This window comes from Gemmatimonadetes bacterium SCN 70-22, from assembly GCA_001724275.1.
Lineage (GTDB): Bacteria > Gemmatimonadota > Gemmatimonadetes > Gemmatimonadales > Gemmatimonadaceae > SCN-70-22.
In genome coordinates, this window is the sequence record MEDZ01000015.1 from 60,475 (window position 1) to 77,219 (window position 16,745).

The window sequence follows — 16,745 nt, forward strand, 5'->3', positions numbered from 1 at the left end:
TACAATGCGGCGCCATGCACAAGCGGATCGCGGTGCTCGCCTCCGGGGGCGGGTCGAACCTCCAGTCCATCCTGCAGCACTTCGCGACCCTGGGCGAGGAGCGCCCGGGCGATGTCGTCCTCGTCGCCAGCGACCGGGGAGCCGCCGGTGCGCTCGAGCGGGGACGCGCCGCGGGGGTTACCGCGGTGGCCATGGACAAGGCGCTCCGTACCAGCGGTCTCCTCTCGCTCCTGCAGGAACACGCGATCGACCTGGTGGTGCTGGCCGGCTACCTGCGCTTCGTCCCGGCCGAGGTGACGCGCGCCTTTCGCGGGCGGATGGTCAACATCCACCCTGCCCTCCTCCCCGCGTTCGGGGGGGAAGGGATGTACGGGCACCACGTCCACGAGGCGGTGATCGCCCGCGGGGCTCGCGTGACGGGCGCCACCGTGCACTTCGTGGACGAGGTGTACGACCACGGCCCCATCATCGCCCAGTGGCCCGTCCCCGTCTTCCCGCACGACACGGCCGCGGCGCTGGCGCAGCGGGTGCTGGAGGTGGAGCACGCGCTGTACCCGCGGGTGGTGCAGCACGTCGCCTCGGGGGACATATCGTTAGGCGATGACGGCCGGGTGGTCGGGGGGGAAGGGCGCGTGGCCCCATCCCGGTTCGCGCTCAGCGACACCCCGGGCGCCACGGTCGAGGGCATTCGGGCGATCCTCGGTTAGCTTTCGGGCGGGTCGGGCGCGCGCGGGCACCGGCGCCGCCTCCCGCGGCGCCCACGCTCCCCGCGCTCCCCGCGCCGCCCGACCCTTCCGCCCATCGTCCTCCGCCCAGCTCGTACCGCCCGCAGAATGCCCACTGCCCTGCTCTCCGTTTCCGACAAGTCGGGACTCGTCGACTTCGCCCGCGCCCTCGTCACCGCGGGGTGGGACCTCGTTTCCACCGGGGGGACCGCGCGCGCCATTCGCGACGCCGGCCTCGCCGTGCGCGACATCGCCGAGGTCACCCGCTTTCCCGAGATGCTCGACGGCCGCGTGAAGACGTTGCACCCGACGGTGCACGGCGCCCTCCTGGCCCGTCGCGACCTGCCCGAGCACATGGCGGCGATCGCCGAGCACGACATCGCCCCCATCGACCTCGTCTGCGTCAACCTGTACCCCTTCCGCGAGACGGCCGCCCGCCCCGGGGTCCACCCCGACGAGGTGATCGAGAACATCGACATCGGCGGCCCCTCGATGCTCCGCTCGGCAGCCAAGAACTTCGCGTCGGTCTGGGTGCTGGTCGACCCGGCCGACTACGCCCCGGTGCTCGAAGCCATCCAGTCGGGCACGGACGACGCCACGCTCCGCCGGCGCCTGGCCGAGAAGGTGTATGCCCACACCGCCGCCTACGACGCCGCCATCACCAGTTGGTTCGCCCAGCAGCGCGGCGACCGCTTCCCCGACACGCTCCCGGTCGCGCTGGAGCGCAAGCAGTCGCTGCGCTACGGGGAGAACCCCGGGCAGGCGGCGGCCTTCTACATCGAGCGGTCGGGTGACGGGTTGGCCGGGCTCGTCCAGAAGGGGGGGAAGGAGCTCTCGTTCAACAACCTCCTGGACCTCGAGGGCGCGCTCCTCGCCAGCGACCCGTTCGGCGACCAGCCGTGCTGTGCCATCATCAAGCACACCACTCCGTGCGGGCTCGCCGTCGGCGACTCGGCGCTGGACGCCTACCGCAAGGCGCTCGCCTGCGACCCGGTCTCGGCCTTCGGGAGCGTCGTCTCGTTCACCGTCCCGGTGGACCAGGCGGCGGCCGAGGCAATCGCCTCGCTCTTCGTCGAATGCATCGTCGCCCCCGCCTTCAGCGAGGAGGCGGTGGAGATCCTCGGCCGGAAGAAGAACCTGCGCGTGCTGGAGGGGACGGCGCGCTGGCGCCCCGGCGCCCAGGACTTCAAGCGGGTGCGCGGGGGGTTCCTGGTGCAGGATCGCCCGCCCACCTCGTTAGGCGATGCCGACTGGAAGATCGTCACGCGCCGCGCCCCCACCCCCCGGGAGCACGCCGACCTCCTCTTCGCCTGGCGCGCCGTGAGCTCGGTGAAGTCGAACGCGATCGTCCTGGCGCGCGACGGCGCGACGATCGGGATCGGCGCCGGGCAGATGTCACGCGTCGACGCCTCGTTCATGGCGGTCCACAAGGCCCGGACCATCGGCCACGAGACCACCGGCGCGGCGCTCGGCTCCGACGCCTTCTTTCCCTTCCGCGACTCCATCGACCAGGTGGCCGAGGCGGGGGTGACGGCCATCGTGCAGCCGGGCGGCTCGGTGCGCGATGCCGAGGTGATCGCCGCCGCCGAGGAGAAGGGGATCGCCATGGTCTTCTCGGGGCAGCGGCTGTTCAGGCACTAGTGGGACGTAGTTGAAATAGATGTAGCACGCATGCGTCGCGTGGGGTCGCGGTAGCGCCACACAAACGGCTGACAGGTGGTGTTATGCAGTTTGATGTACTGCAGCAGTTTCCGCTTGAGGTCCGTGGTCGAGGTGAAGATCCCGCGCGCGATGCAGTCGCGTTCGATGCGTGCGAACCAGCTCTCCACCTAGTTGAGCCAACTGCTGTACGTGGGCGTGTAGTGCATCGTGACGTGCGGGTGGGCGTCGAGCCACGCCTGCACCGCCTTGGTCTTGTGGGCGGACAGGTTGTCGACGATGAAGTGGAGCGGCTTCCGCTTGGGCGCCGCCGCCCAGACCTGGTCGAGGAACGCCACGAATTCCGTGCTCGTGTGGGGCGCGCCGCGGTGCGCCCTTCCACGCGGCCGGTGGCCACCTCGAGCGCCGCGTACAACGACAGGGTGCCATGCCGCACGGACTCGAAGCCGTGTCGCTCGGCACGGCCGGGCGAGAGCTGGAGCCGGGGATCGGTGCGATCCAACGCTTGGATCGCGGTCTTCTCATCGATGCAGAACAACACGGCATGCTGCGGCGGCTCGAGGTAGAGGCCGATGATGTCGGCGGCTTTGGTCTCGAAGTCGGGATCCGGGCTCGCCTTGTAGCGCTCCAGCCGATGCGGCCGCAAGCCGTGCCGCTTCCACACCGCCGCGATGGTGGTGTGGGCGAGCCCCAGCCGGGCCGCCAGGCGGCGACTCGACCAGTGGGTCAGGGGGGGACGGGCGGCGCGGCCTGCACCGTCAGGCGCACGATCTTCGCCTCCAGCGCGGCCGACAAGCCATGTCCCCGCCCGGCCCGCGGGGCATCGCCCAGGGCGAGCACGCCCCCCTGGACATAGCGACGCTTCCAGGCCGCGATGAACCGATCCGTACACGCGAGCGCGCCGCCGATGGAGGAGTAGGACGCGCCGTCGCCGAGCGGCAGCACGCCCCGGATGCGCTTGGCGATGTCTGGACTGAGCGTCGTTTGACGGAGCAGCCGCTCGAGTTCGGCGCGCTCGACGTCGGAGAGCACGAGGTCCATGGCACGATGACACATACCGGCCGCTCATGCAAGATCGATGCTATCCACATTTCACTTACGCGCCACTAGTAATTTCATCGCGCCGCTCAACCGCAATTTATCCTTCGAGATCACCAGCGTTGACTCCACTGCATCGAGGCTCCGCCTCGCCGGGAGCACCGAGAGGACTCAAGAGCAGCGAGACACGTCGAATGACTCCTCGCGCCTGGAACTTGCCAGCTACCTCCTGAGAAACTCGAACGAACTCTCCAAGTTCCCGAGAAGGCGAATTCGCTTCGGCGCTTCCATCGTCTCCATGACCATTACTCCCGAAATGTCGGACTCAAGATTCTGCGGCACGAGACGGAACTCGCGCGTTGACGCACTCGGCCGCACCAATCCATGGGTCTCACTCTGCTGTCGTTCTCCACCCGACTCTGTGGACGTTCTCGAGAAGAGCAACAGCGAGTAACGATGCCCACTCTCGAGCACTAGTACGCCCGAGTCTACGACGGTGCTTGCCATCGGACTCACTCGCGCCGGCAGCGCTAATCCATTGACTGACTGCAGCACATAGTGCCCCTCGAGTGAGGCTCCCGTAGGAGAGGAACCGCAAGCGGAGAACAGGATCAGGAGCGTCGCTATCGTCAGGACCTGTGTTAGCGACGACGGAGCACTCTGTGTACTCATGGTCGACGTCCGAATGGTAGAAGTGCCAGTGAGAAGCGCGCTGTGGTCGTCCATTTACATGCGTGCTATCGCAGGCTCGTGAGATACCGAGTCCAGCCGAAGTGACCATTGAGTTCGGCATACACGAGATTGATCGGGCTGAAGGTCATGTACACGGTTCCCGAACTCGGAAACACCGAGTACCCCCGCCCCCAAAGCATGCCGTGGAGCGTGACGTTGGTAGTCTGTGTATTCAGGGAGGAGAAGACGGGAGAACCGCTGTCGCCAGGTCCGCTGAGTACTTGCGCCTGGTCTTGACACAGCATGTCTCGACCGGTGTCTACACCGTTCGAGAAGTACTGCCGAACCCGGACGCAAGACTGGACTGACGTCCCGAAGGAGGTTCCAGTGGTACGACCGGTCTTGTACAGCATCGCCAGCCCGACGAAGTAGTATGGTGTCTCTCCCTGAATCACATAGTTGGACTTCAAAGTCAGGTCGCTGGATGAGCGCGTTCGCGCGATCTGTCCAAACTGTCGAAGGATACCAGCGTTCACACGTACTAGAGCTGCGTCGCTATACCTACAGAGCCTACCCGAATCGCATTGCGAATTGCTGGAGTTGTCGAATAGTGGGGGGTCGTAAACCTCCACGCCGACTAGACTCGTCGCGAGCGACTGTCCGAACTGCGCGCTATCGACATAGCCGAACTGATCAGTGCAGTGCGCGTTCGTTGCAAAGAACGTCTCCGACGAGTCTACGCCATTAGCTGTTGAGGTGTGGAGCACTGGTCCCATGGTGCAAATCCCGCCGGACGGTGTCATGATCTGCGTACCAGCCAGAATCGGCCGAATTTGATCCTGGTTCGTGAGTGAGACGTATGCTGGCGGCCGAATCTCGACCGAGAACAATTCCGGCGAAATCGACACCTTCGCAGCGACCGACTGAATGCGACTGACGGCCGCAGAATCCCGACCACCAATCACGATTCTATTGCGCATCTCGTCGATGTCGCTCGAGGTGAACCCCGGATCACTGCCCACGACTCGAAGCGCCTGGTATGCGTCATACAACTGGACGAAGTCGAAATCCACCTCTCGTACGGTCGCGAACGCAAGCGCTTCCCGTTCGAGCTGCGTGCCAAGCCGTGGAGTGAGGAAGGCGACCGCCGTTCGAAGTACGAGTTCTCGATCAGCCTGCTTGGTAGCGGATACGACGATTCGACCGCCGTCAGCGGTTGCGAAGCCAGCAAACCCTGGCGCGGCTCGCGCTATTGCAAGCAGTTCCTCGTCTCGCGTCTCGACACGTTCGACCTTGCCCAGCAACGCCGCGACAGAGTTCTGCGTGCCACGCGCCACCGACTCGCGCGGCAGCGCGACCTGACGCACCGCAGTTGGATCTTCAGAGCAACCGAACACCGACGCTAGGCCGACCACCAATGCCATTCTCCTCATCCCGTCCTCCCGTCTGGCGAAGTACCGTTTGCGTCTTTTGCAAGGTCGCTTGACGCTAATAACATGCGAGTCTACCCCAGAAGCGTCAACCCGATCCCACCCGTGTCAGCGAATTCCGGTCAATCGGATCAACACGCCGCTCGTCAGCTCTTCGCCACTGCATCGAGCGTGCTGCCACGAGCGCTTGGGCGAGAGCGAAGACGCCATTCTCACCGGCGTGGTTCGCACCATGACGGCATTCGCTCGAGAGCCGGTCAGGAACGGAAGAATGGGCGGAATGAGTTACGAACCCGTGAGCCACCTCGAACGACGAAGGCACGTTGACCCTAGCCGTTCCGAACTTTCGAGCCTCTCAATTGGCCAGCGCGATTCGGCAGCGATGAGCCGCTTTGCCAATGGCTTCCATGCCCCGTCGCCCATGCGTATCCTTCGCGGCTACATATGGAGCGGAAATCCGCCCGGACCGGGCAGCGCTCCCCTGCTCGTCGGGTGCTCGAGACGGAAGCCGCGGTCCTCGTGTTCTCGTCTTCCCGTGCTCTCGACTTCTCGTCTTCTCGTCTTCTCGTCCTCTCCGCATGTCGCAGACTGAGCTCGACTACCGTCCGTCCTACCTGGCCGCGGCGATTGCCGGCGTCCTGGTATTCACGCTGTACATGCTCACCATCGGCCCGTCGACGGCCATGTGGGACACGAGCGAGTACATCGCGGCCGCGTACATCCTGGGGCTCCCGCACCCGCCGGGGAATCCGCTGTTCGTCCTGCTGGGGCGTGTCTTCGCGATCTTCCCGATCGCCCCCACCGTCGCCATGCGCGTGAACATCCTGGCGGCGCTGTGCAGTGCGGCGTCGGCGGCGATGTGGTTCCTCATCACCGAGCGCGTCCTGGTGAGCTGGTTCAGCGAGCGGTGGCAGCGGATCGTTGGCGGGGGGCTCGCCGCGCTCATCGGCGCGACGGCCTTCACCGTCTGGTCGCAGTCGGTCGTCAACGAGAAGGTCTACACCGTCGCCCTCATCGGCGTGGCGCTCGTCGCCTGGCTCACGGTCCGCTGGTGTGACGACCCGGATGGTCCCAAGTCGGACAAGCTCCTCGTCCTCATCGCCTACCTGCTCGGCCTCGGCTTCTCGAACCACATGGCCGGCTTCCTCGCCGCCCCCGCCGTCGCCTTTGCCGTGATGGTGCGGCGCCCCAGGACGATCCTGCGCTGGAAGCTCCTGCTGGCCTGCGTCGGGGCCGTGCTGTTCGGGATGACGCCGTTCGCCACGCAGCCGATTCGTGCCGCGCACTTCCCCGCCATCGCCGAGGGAGAACCGACGGCGTGCACGACGGAACTGACGGTGAAGTGCACGTTCGACAAGGTCACGTGGGACCGCTTCGTCTACAACTTCAATCGCGGCCAGTACGGCGCCCCGGATCCCAACGATCCGAGCCGCGTCTATCCCGCCCAGATCGGGATGTACTGGATGTACTTCAAGTGGCAGTGGCTGCGCGATCCGTACGGCGAGCACCAGACGCTGCAGGCGGTCCTCGCCTCGCTCTTCCTCGTCCTCGGCCTCTTCGGCGGCTGGGTGCACTGGAAGCGCGATCGCCAGTCGTTCTGGTTCTTCGGGCCGCTGATGTTCACGATGACGCTGGCCCTCATCAAGTACCTCAACTTCCGGTATGGCTACTCGCAGGCACCGGAACTCGGCGACTCCATAGAACGCGAGGTGCGCGACCGCGACTACTTCTACCTGTGGAGCTTCTCGGCGTGGTCCGTGTGGGCCGCGCTGGGACTGGCGTTCGTCTGGGAATCGATCGCGGCGCTCATCGGAAGCGAGCAGGTCAAGCTGGGCAAGGACTCCCTCGACCTCCCGAAGAAGCGCAGCTGGCTCCTCGCCTCGCCGGTGCTGGCGCTGGCATTCGTCCCGCTGGTCGGCAACTGGGGCCCGTCGACCCGCCGCGGTGACCTGACGACCGCCAACTTCGCCCACGACCTCCTCAACTCGGTGGAGCCGTACGGGATCCTGGTCACCGTCGGCGACAACGACACCTTCCCGCTGTGGTACGCGCAGGAGGTGGAGGGGATTCGCAGGGACGTGATCGTCGCCAACACGTCGCTGCTCAACACCGACTGGTACACGCGCCAGCTGATCCGCAACCCGGTGCGGGAGTACGACGAGGCCAAGGGGCCCGCCATCTACAAGGGGGGCAACTGGACCAAGCCGTCCGGGCCGCCGGTGCATCTCACCATGGACCAGGCGGATTCGATCCCGCTGTACTTCGAGCTGCGCGACTCGGTGCTGTTCGAGGCGCACGGGATCCGCACGAAGATCGCGCCGCGCCTCCTGACGCGCGCCGACTACTTCGTGCTGCAGATGGTGAAGGACAACCCGGGGCGCCCCATCTACTTCTCCCGCACCGCGGGGAGTTACGGGCGCGAGCTTGGGCTCGAGCAGTACCTGATCACGCAGGGGCTGGCCCGCAAGCTCCTAACGCACGTCCCCACGCAGTCGCCCGACACACTGATCGTCCCGGGCGAGGGGTTCGTGGACGTCCAGCGCTCGAAGCAGCTGTGGGAGAACGTGTTCACGGCGCCGCAGGCGTTCATCGCCAAGAATGGGTGGCCCGACAAGGCCTCGGTCGGCATCCCGGCGCTCTACGTCTCCACCGGCTTCATGATGTACGACGCGTTGCAGGTGACGGGCGACACCGCCGGGGCCAGCAAGGCGCTCGCGGGGGCCAAGCAGATTGCGCAGGCCACGCGGATCGCGGAGTTCTTCAACTTCGACAACATCCCCGGCGCCACCCCGCCCGGTGACACGCGCCCCGTCGTCCCGCTCGACGTGGCACCGAAGGAGTCGATCGCCCGGAAGTAGGGCTCCGCTCATCGGCCGGAAGTGGCCGCCCAGCGCCCGCGGTTGAACCCGGCGCGCTGGGCGACCATCTTGCTTGGGTTGGGAGGGCTGGCAGAATGGCTATTGCACCGGTCTTGAAAACCGGCGTCCGCAAGGACTTGGGGGTTCGAATCCCTCGCCCTCCGCTGCGGTGCTGACACGGATCGACATGGCTCACGGGTCGACGCCGATCCGTTGACGCCCCCCCGGACCCGGACTAACATCCTCCCGGTCCGGCAAGACACCGCAAGACATCCTGGAGACGTGGCCGAGAGGCTGAAGGCACCGGTTTGCTAAACCGGCATACGGGGTCAACCTGTATCGAGGGTTCGAATCCCTCCGTCTCCGCTCGACAACACCAGAAGTGAGACGGGAGACGGGAGACGGAAACGTCTCTCGTCTCCCGTCGCCCGTTTGGCGCACGTCGGCCGACGCCTCACGCGGGGGCGGCTGGCGACGCCCTTCCGCCATCTCCGCATCACCCATCGCGTGACGACGCCTCCACGCCTCCGATTCGCTCCCTCCCCCACCGGGTACCTTCACGTCGGGGGGGCACGGACCGCCCTCTTCAACTGGCTGTACGCCAGGAAGACGGGAGGGAAGTTCCTCCTCCGAATCGAGGACACGGACCGCGCCCGCAGCACCGAGGAGAGCACGCGCGCCATCTTCGACGGCCTCACCTGGCTGGGGCTCGACTGGGACGAGGAGGTCGTCTTCCAGGGCGCCAACGTGGCGCGGCACCAGCGCGATGCGCACCGCCTCCTGGACTCGGGGGCAGCCTACCGCGACTTCACGACCGCCGAGGCGCTCGACCGGATGCGCGCGGAGGCCGAGTCGCGTGGCGTGCCCTTCCGCTTCGACCGGCGCCTGGCGGAGCTGCCGCCGGACGAGGTCGCGGCACGGCTGGAACGCGGCGATCCGTACACCATCCGCTTTCGCGTCCCCGAGGGCGTGACGGGGTGGGACGACCTCGTGCACGGCCCCATCGAGTTCCCCAACAAGGACCTCGATGACTTCATCATCCTGCGCTCCGACGGAACGCCGATCTACAACCTCGCCGTCGTCTCCGACGACATCGCGATGGCGATCACCCTCGTCATGCGCGGAGACGATCACATCTCCAACACGCCCAAGCAGATCCTCCTGTATCAGGCGTTAGGCGCCTCCCTCCCCACGTTCGCCCACCTGCCCATGATCCTCGGGGGCGACGGGAAGAAGCTCTCCAAGCGCCACGGCGCCACCGCGGTGGGCGACTACGGGGCGCTCGGCATACTCCCCGACGCGATGTGCAACTTCCTCGCCCTGCTCGGCTGGTCGCCGGGTGGCGACCGCGAGGTGATGACGCGCGCCGAACTCATCGAGGCCTTCTCCGCCGAGGGGCTCCTCAAGAAGGCGGCGGTCTTCGACACCAGGAAGCTCGAGTGGATGAACGGGCAGCACCTGGCCCAGGCGCCCATCGAGGCGCTGGATGCCTACCTGCGCCCCTTCCTCGTGCAGGAGGGGCTCACCACCGGCGAGGAGCTCGAGGCGCGGCGCGACTGGTGGCGGCGCCTCCTCGAGCTCCTGCGTGTGCGCGCCCGCACGGTCACCGAGCTGGTGGAGCAGTGCCGCCCGTACTTCCTCGACGCCGTCGCCTACCAGCCGGAGGCGGTCGCCAAACAGTGGAAGGATCGCCTGGCGACGGCCGAGCTGCTGCAGGCCGTGCATGACCGGCTCGCGGCCGCGCCGTGGGAGGCGCAGGCGATGGAGGAGTCGCTGCGCGCGTTAGGCGAGGCGCGGGGCGTGGGCGCGGGAAAGATCTTCCAGCCCATGCGCGTCGCCCTCACCGGCGTCGCCGCCACCCCGGGGATCTTCGACGTCCTCCTCGCCATCGGGCGCGACCGCTCGCTTGCACGGCTCGACGCCGCCGTGGCGCACCTCACCGCCCCCGCGGGATGAACGATCCCCTGACCCCGCTCGAGCGGCGCGTCTACCACTACCTCCTGGACTTCCTGGCCGAGAACACCTACCAGCCCAGCGTCCGGGAGATCGGGCGGCGCTTTCGCATCAAGTCGACCAAGACGGTGGCGGAGGTGCTCCAGTCGCTGGCCGACAAGGGGTTCATCGAGCGCGAGGGGGCACGCTCGCGCGGGGTGCGCATCGTGGGCTGGTCGTCGATGGGGCAGGTGCAACCCGTCCCGCTCTACGCCCGCGTGAACCCGGTGGAACCGTACCTCACGGAGGAGAACCGCGAGCGCTGGGTGGCGATGGACCGCTCGTTCGTCCCCACCGACGACGCGTTCTTTCTCCGCCACGGCGGCGAGGCCATGATGGCCCGCGGCGTGCACGACGGCGACTGGCTGCTGGTGAGCCCCTCCACCCGCGCCCGCGAGGGCGACCTGGTGGCGGCGCGCGTCGGCGCGCACGTCCTGGTGCGCATCGTGGCGCGACAGGGGGCCGTGCTGTCGCTCGCCGCCACCAACGGGGAACCGCGCGAGATCTTCCTCGGCCCCAGCGACGACTTCTCCGTCCTGGGCGTCGTCTCCGCCGTCTTCCGCACCTGGCACGACGAGCCCGAGGTGGAGGGGGCCGACGGGTAGGGCACCGCCGCCCTAGCGCCCGGAGATCGTCTTGCTCTCCGTCTTCTTCCGCGCCTCGGCTTCCCTGCGCTCCTTGTCCTTGCGATCGCGGATCTTCTTCACGGCCTGGCGGAACTCCTCCTCGTTCATCGCCGCCTGCGCGCCGCGCATGATGTCCGCGCGCATGGCCGCCAGGCGCGCCTGCCGGTCGTTCTCGATCGGGTTCCCCTGCATCCGGTTCATCGGGAGGAGCCCGAGCAGCGCCGTCGGGATCGAGAACTTCCCGAGGCGGATGTACTGCTGGTCGATCCCGTACTTCTCCCCCCCCTTGGTCTCGTACGTCCAGTCGCCACGCTCGTACTTGTTAGGCGAGTGGGTATTGGCCAGCACCGAATCGCGGTAGCGCATGATGCTCGTGACCACCGCCGAGTCGAGCCGCTCCTCGTCGGTCTTGGGGGCGTAGACCAGCGCCGGCGCCCCGGGCCAGAGGCGCGGGTCCACATAGCCGGGCTGCAGCCCCTTCACCGCCCCACGCCCGCTCGCGAGCGGCCCCCCGGCCGGGGTCCCCGCGTTGACGTCGAAGCCTGCCGCCGCCGGCGGTGGGATGCTCGCCGGCACCTCCTTGGGCGCCGCCAAGGGAAGCGCCGGGACCCCGGGGGCTCCGGCGCCACTCCCCATGGTCGCGCCCGCGCGCGGGGCTCCGCCGACGGGAGCCGGAGCCGCCACCGCGCTGGGTACCTCCGTCGCGGGCGTGGTGCGGGGGGGGGTGACGGTCAGGAAGCGGAGCCGTTCACGCGGCGGCTCCACGATGAACTCGCGCACGAAGATGCGCTGGATCGCCCCGGTCGAATGCAGCGCCTCGATCAGGGCCATCACCAGGACGACGTGCACCACCACCGAGACCAGGGCGGCACGCGCCGAACGCCCGGCGCCCGCGCCGGGCTCGCTTCGGTTGTGCCGCTTGTCGAGTGTCAGCATCGTCGGGTGAGGATCGAGGGGCGTGCGAGCGACGCACCTGCGTGGGCGTCTCTCCTTGGTAACCCTGCCGGGTCAACGGGTTTCCGGCGACAAGTGTTGCCGCCCGGGCCGGGAGGTCAGGCGACCGGGTTCCTGACGGAGCTGACCCCCAGGATCTCCACTTCCACGACATCGCCAGGCGCGAGCGGGCCGACCCCCGCCGGCGTCCCGGTGGCCACGAGGTCGCCGGGCTCCAGCGTCATCACCTGCGAGACGTACGACACGAGGAACGGGACGGAGAACACCATGTCCGAGCCCCGCGCCCGTTGCCGTTCGACCCCGTTCACCCGGGTGACGAGCTCCAGCGCCCCGAAGTCGAACGTCCCGAGCCTGGGCGTTCCCACGGCGCAGAAGGTGTCGTACCCCTTGGCCCGCGTCCACTGCGAGTCCTTGCGTTGCAGGTCGCGGGCCGTGACGTCGTTGAGCGCGACGACGCCAGCAATCGCCTCGAGCGCCTTCGCCTCCGAGGCGTTCCGGAGCGCCTTGCCGATGACCACCGCGATCTCTCCCTCGAACTCGACGCGCTCGGACTGCGGGGGGAGGACGATCGCCTCACCATCGCCGATGAGCGACGACGGTGGCTTCAGGAAGAACAGCGGCTCGGTCGGGACGTCGTTGCCGAGCTCCCGGGCATGCTCGGCGTAGTTGCGGCCGATGCAGACGATCTTGGACGGACGGGACATTTCTCTGAGAAGACGAGAAGACGAGAAGACGAGAAGGCGAGAAGGCGAGAAGGCGAGAAGCGGGCGTTGCCTCTCAAAACTACCGTCCGGTCACCGGTGTCGCTTGGCTGAACGCGCCCCGCCGACGCTCGTCGCGCGCGCGTGGGCGGAGGGGACGGGGCGGTAGAAGCGGGCGATCTCGCGGGCTACCTCCGACCACGGGGCGATGACCCGGCGAGCCGGGGGGAGCCCCTCCACGAGCTCGCGGCCGAAGGCCTTGGACGCGGCGCGCGGGTCCATCAGTACCACGACGCCCTGGTCGCTGGCCGAGCGGATCAGGCGGCCGAACCCCTGCTTGAGGCGCAGTGCCGCATGAGGGATCATGTACTCGCGAAACGGGTCGCCCCCTCGCGCCTCGATGGCCTCGCAGTGGGCCGCGGTGAGCGGCTCGGTCGGGACCTTGAATGGGAGCTTGCTCAGGACCAGGGCGCGCAGCGCTTCGCCCGGTACGTCGACCCCTTCCCAGAACGACGCGGTCCCGACAAGGATCGCATCGCCGGCGTCGCGGAACCGGCGGAGGAGCGAATCGCGCGCATCTTCGCCATGGACCATCAGGGGGAATCGCTGGTCCAGGGCTCGTTCGCGCAGCACGAGCGCGGCCTCGCGCACGTCGCGGTGTGAGGTGAAGAGAGCGAAGACGCCTCCCCCTGCCGCCCCGGCCGTGACCGCGATCGCCTCGACCACGGCCTCGAAGTGCCCGCGCGGATCCACGTTGGGGGGCGCCGTGTCGGTGGGGATGGCCAGCATGGCCTGTGTGGCGTAGTCGAACGGGGACGGGAACACCTGCACCTCGGGCTCCACTTCGCTCTCGGTGAGCCCGAGGCGGGTCCGGATGAAGTCGAACTTCCCGTCGGTCGAGAGCGTGGCGCTGGTGACGATCGCGGTTTCCAGGCGGGCGAAGAGGTCTTCGCGGAGAATCGGGGCGAGGTCGAGGGGGACGCTGGTGACGGCGAGGTTGCGCTCCTTGCCGCGCACCTCGAGCCAGCGCACCGTCTCTCCCCGTCCCGATGGGGTGAGCCCCTGGCGCAGCGCCTCGCCGGCGTTCTCCAGGCGTCGCGTCACGCCGCGCAATTCGCCCAGGAGGGGAGCGTGCGCCTCCAGCGCCTGCTCGTCGGTCTCCAGCCGCTCGCGCACCAGGCGCAGGTTTTCGCCCAGGAGGGCGAGCTCGCGCAGCAGGTCCTCGAGTGCCACGCGGAGCCCTGCGCGCCATACCGGGTGCTCGGCGAACTGGTCGGTGAGTCGATATACCGGCGTGCGCGCCTCCTGCGTCACCCCGTCGAGCAGGTCGAAGACCGCCCCGCCCTTCTCACGGGCGGCGACGGCCGACGGAAAGAGGCGCGCGTGCACGAGGTCGAGCGAGGCCACGCTGAGCAGGTCCTTCCGCGCGCCCAGGCGCGCCGCGAGGGTGGGGAGGAGCCCCTTGCCGCGGCGCTCCAGGCGTCCAAAGAGGCGCTGCAGCCCGCGGCGCGTGGCGGTGGCCCCGAGGTGGCTGGCCGCGGCATCCTCGAGGTGGTGTCCCTCGTCCACGACCAGCCGCGAGTACGGGGGGAGGACCGCGGCGTCGTCCCATTTCTGCGAGGCGCGCCGGACGGCGAGATCCGCCAGGAGCAAGTGGTGGTTGACGACGATCACGTCGGCCTGCGCCGCCTGCCGGCGGGCGGCGAAGAGGAAGCAGCGGTCGAAGTGCGGGCATTGCAGCCGCAGGCAGAGGTCGGGCTCGGCCGCCACCTCGTCCCAGACGTCGGGCTTCGGTGGGACGGCCAGGTCGCTCAGGCTCCCGTCCCCCGTCCGCTCGGCCCACTTGGCCAGCGCCTCCAGCTCCGACGCCGCCCCTGCATCGAAGAGCGTCGCGCCGGCGCCTCGCGCCTGGTCCAGCCGGTGCAGGCAGAGGTAGTTGTGCCACCCCTTGAGGAGGGCGTAGCGCACCGGCTGGTCGTCGAGGGCCCGGGCGAGGAACGGGAGGTCCTTGCCGACCAGCTGTTCCTGGAGGTTGATCGTGTTGGTGGAGATGACGGTACGCTCGCCGTTCTGCGCCGCCCAGCGCAGCGCCGGGACCAGGTAGCCTAACGACTTGCCGACCCCCGTCCCCGCCTCGAGCACGCCGATCCCGCCCCCGTTGTAGAGCCGGGCGATGGTGCGGGCGAAGCCGCGCTGGCTGGCGCGGTCCTCGTAGCGCTGGTGCAGCCGCGCCACCGCGCCACCCGCCCCCAGCACCGCCTCGACCGCCTGCAGGTCGAGGGGCGAGCGCCGCCGGGCGCGCGGGACCTCGACCACCACGTAGACCTCGCGGGCATCGTTGTCGACGATGGCGAAGCCCACTCCGGCGTCGTGCATGCGCGCCGCGATGTCGAGGTCAGGGCCGGACGGCGCGAGGTTCCCGGACGGGTGGTTGTGCAGGAGGAGCTCGCCGCGCTGCGCGAATCCGGGGAGCGCGAGGACGGAGGTGACGTCGCCCCGCGCCACGACCCGCGCCGACGCGATGACGTCGCGCTCGTCCACCGTGCAGACGAAGCACACCTCGCGTCCCCCCGCCAGCCGGATGGCCGCCCGCACGGCGGCGGCGGCGTTAGGCGAAATCCTCCCTTCGGGTCTCTCCGGCGGCATGCCGGAATGTAGCGGGGGCGCCGAACGCCGGGGGGTGACCCGGCGCGAACGGTGTCCCTGTCGCGGCGTCGCGATCCCGTCCCCCGCCTCCGGGTCCCCGGCTACGTCTTCAGCGGCTTCTTCTTCGCCGCCGGAAACAGCACGTTGTTGAGGATCAGCCGGTAGCCCGGCGACGTCGGGTGCAGCGAGAGGTCCGTGGGGGCGGCCCCGATGTTGTGTTGCGGATCTTCCGGGTCGTGGCCGCCGAGATAGGTCCACGACCCCTTGCCGTAATCGCCGTGGATGTACTTGGCCCACGGCGCCCCCTCTTCCTGCGCCAGGACGGTCACGCCCTGCTTGATGGTCGCCTTGTTGAAGGACGTCGTGACGCCATAGAAGTCCTGGATGACGGTACGATGGTCCTGCACCAGCATCGACGAGACCGGGTCGAACTTGGCCGAGAACTGGAAGAGCGTGAACTGCCCCAGCGGCTGCCGTCGCCCGGGGACGTTGACCTGGTGCCCGTCGATGTCGCTCATCGAGTTGACGAAGGGCGAGGGTTCGAGGTGCACGTCCTTGAAGGCGAAGGAGCGATCCCAGTCCATCTTGCTGTCGGCCGCCTCGTCCACCGGTGTCCCGTCGGCGAAGCTCCCGGCGATGTCGGTCTGGTAGGCGGCGATGGCCAGCGACAGCGTCTCGGTCGCCCCGCACATGGCGAACAGGAAGCCGCCACGCTCGACGAACTGCCGCATCTTCTCCGCCACGGCCTTCTTCATGGCGGGGATCGTGGCGAAGCCGAGCTTTCGGGCGCTGGCCATGGCCCGCTCGCGCTGCTCGATGAACCACGGCGTGTCGCGGAAGCCGAGGTAGAGCTTGTTCTGCTGCCCGGTGAAGTCCTCGTGGTGCAGGTGCAACCAGTCGTATTTCGAGAGGTCGCCCGCCATGACCTCCTCGTCATACACGGAGGCGAACTCGATCCCCGCATACTGCAGGGCGAGCGTCACGGCGTCGTCCCACGGGGGCGACTTGGCCGGGCGGTAGATGGCCACCTTGGGCGCCCGCTCGAGCGAGATGGCGTCCATGTTGCCTGAGGCGATCTCGGAGCGGATCGCGGCGAGGCGCCCGTTGTCGACCGGCTCGAAGGTCACGCCGTCGAGGGTGGCGCGCTTGCGCAGCTCACTGAGGTCGGGGAGGAGGAACGACCCGCCGCGGTAGTTGATGAACCATTCGGCCTTGTTGCCGTCGCGGAGCGCGTTGAAGGTGAGCCCGTACGCCTTGAGGTGATTCGCCTGGTTGTCGTCCATCGGGACGAGCAGGTGCTGCGCACGCGCCCCGAGGGGGACGCACGTCACGACCGCCGCGGCAAGGACGGTGAGGAGCCGCGCCGCGCGACGACGCGCCGGTGGCTGAGCCCGGGTCACGGCAAGGCCCGACGGGCGCCGGGCATCGCTGTCCTTCCCCGCAG

General features: G+C 68.4%; 9 protein-coding genes, 2 tRNA genes and 1 pseudogene. 7 read left to right on the plus strand and 5 right to left on the minus strand.

Annotated elements, in window-relative coordinates:
* Positions 1-14 precede the first annotated feature (14 nt).
* Both ABS52_09325 and ABS52_09330 read left to right on the plus strand, forming a co-directional pair.
* Positions 15-707 (plus strand): phosphoribosylglycinamide formyltransferase, encoded by a 693-nt coding sequence (locus ABS52_09325; protein ID ODT03402.1) that lies wholly within the window; start codon positions 15-17, stop codon positions 705-707.
* A gap of 126 nt (positions 708-833) precedes the next feature.
* Complete coding sequence (locus ABS52_09330; protein ID ODT03403.1) at positions 834-2,366, plus strand: bifunctional phosphoribosylaminoimidazolecarboxamide formyltransferase/IMP cyclohydrolase; 1,533 nt, start codon at positions 834-836, stop codon at positions 2,364-2,366.
* Here the strand turns inward: ABS52_09330 and ABS52_09335 are convergent.
* Positions 2,363-3,425: pseudogene (locus tag ABS52_09335) on the minus strand (DDE endonuclease). The gene ABS52_09330 and the pseudogene ABS52_09335 sit on opposite strands and share 4 nt — an antisense overlap.
* Before the next feature lie 2,677 nt (positions 3,426-6,102).
* Here ABS52_09335 and ABS52_09340 point away from each other — a divergent pair.
* The 5 genes from ABS52_09340 (at position 6,103) to ABS52_09360 (ending at position 10,979) form a co-directional block, all read left to right on the plus strand.
* Positions 6,103-8,382, plus strand: a complete 2,280-nt coding sequence (locus ABS52_09340; protein ODT03404.1) for a hypothetical protein — start codon at positions 6,103-6,105, stop codon at positions 8,380-8,382.
* 81 nt (positions 8,383-8,463) lie between these two features.
* Positions 8,464-8,546: transfer RNA gene (locus ABS52_09345), tRNA-Ser, on the plus strand.
* Positions 8,547-8,658: 112 nt separating this feature from the next.
* A tRNA-Ser gene (locus ABS52_09350) sits at positions 8,659-8,748 on the plus strand.
* A gap of 141 nt (positions 8,749-8,889) precedes the next feature.
* Positions 8,890-10,338 carry a glutamate--tRNA ligase gene (locus ABS52_09355; GenBank protein ODT03480.1) on the plus strand — a complete coding sequence of 483 codons (1,449 nt, stop codon included), beginning with the start codon at positions 8,890-8,892 and terminating at the stop codon, positions 10,336-10,338.
* A complete protein-coding gene (locus ABS52_09360) occupies positions 10,335-10,979 on the plus strand; it encodes a repressor LexA (GenBank protein ID ODT03405.1) in 645 nt (214 codons plus the stop codon). Before ABS52_09355 ends, ABS52_09360 begins: the two co-directional genes overlap by 4 nt.
* 12 nt (positions 10,980-10,991) lie before the next feature.
* On the opposite strand, the gene ABS52_09365 is transcribed toward ABS52_09360, so the two are convergent.
* From ABS52_09365 to ABS52_09380, 4 genes are all read right to left on the minus strand, one after another.
* On the minus strand, positions 10,992-11,936 hold the full coding sequence (locus ABS52_09365) for a hypothetical protein (protein ODT03406.1): 945 nt from the start codon (positions 11,934-11,936) through the stop codon (positions 10,992-10,994).
* Positions 11,937-12,052: 116 nt separating this feature from the next.
* On the minus strand, positions 12,053-12,658 hold the full coding sequence (locus tag ABS52_09370; protein ODT03407.1) for a hypothetical protein: 606 nt from the start codon (positions 12,656-12,658) through the stop codon (positions 12,053-12,055).
* A 90-nt stretch (positions 12,659-12,748) separates the two neighbouring features.
* Positions 12,749-15,301 carry a hypothetical protein gene (locus ABS52_09375; GenBank protein ODT03408.1) on the minus strand — a complete coding sequence of 851 codons (2,553 nt, stop codon included), beginning with the start codon at positions 15,299-15,301 and terminating at the stop codon, positions 12,749-12,751.
* 101 nt (positions 15,302-15,402) lie between these two features.
* A complete protein-coding gene (locus tag ABS52_09380; GenBank protein ID ODT03409.1) occupies positions 15,403-16,632 on the minus strand; it encodes a hypothetical protein in 1,230 nt (409 codons plus the stop codon).
* Between the last annotated feature and the right edge of the window lie 113 nt (positions 16,633-16,745).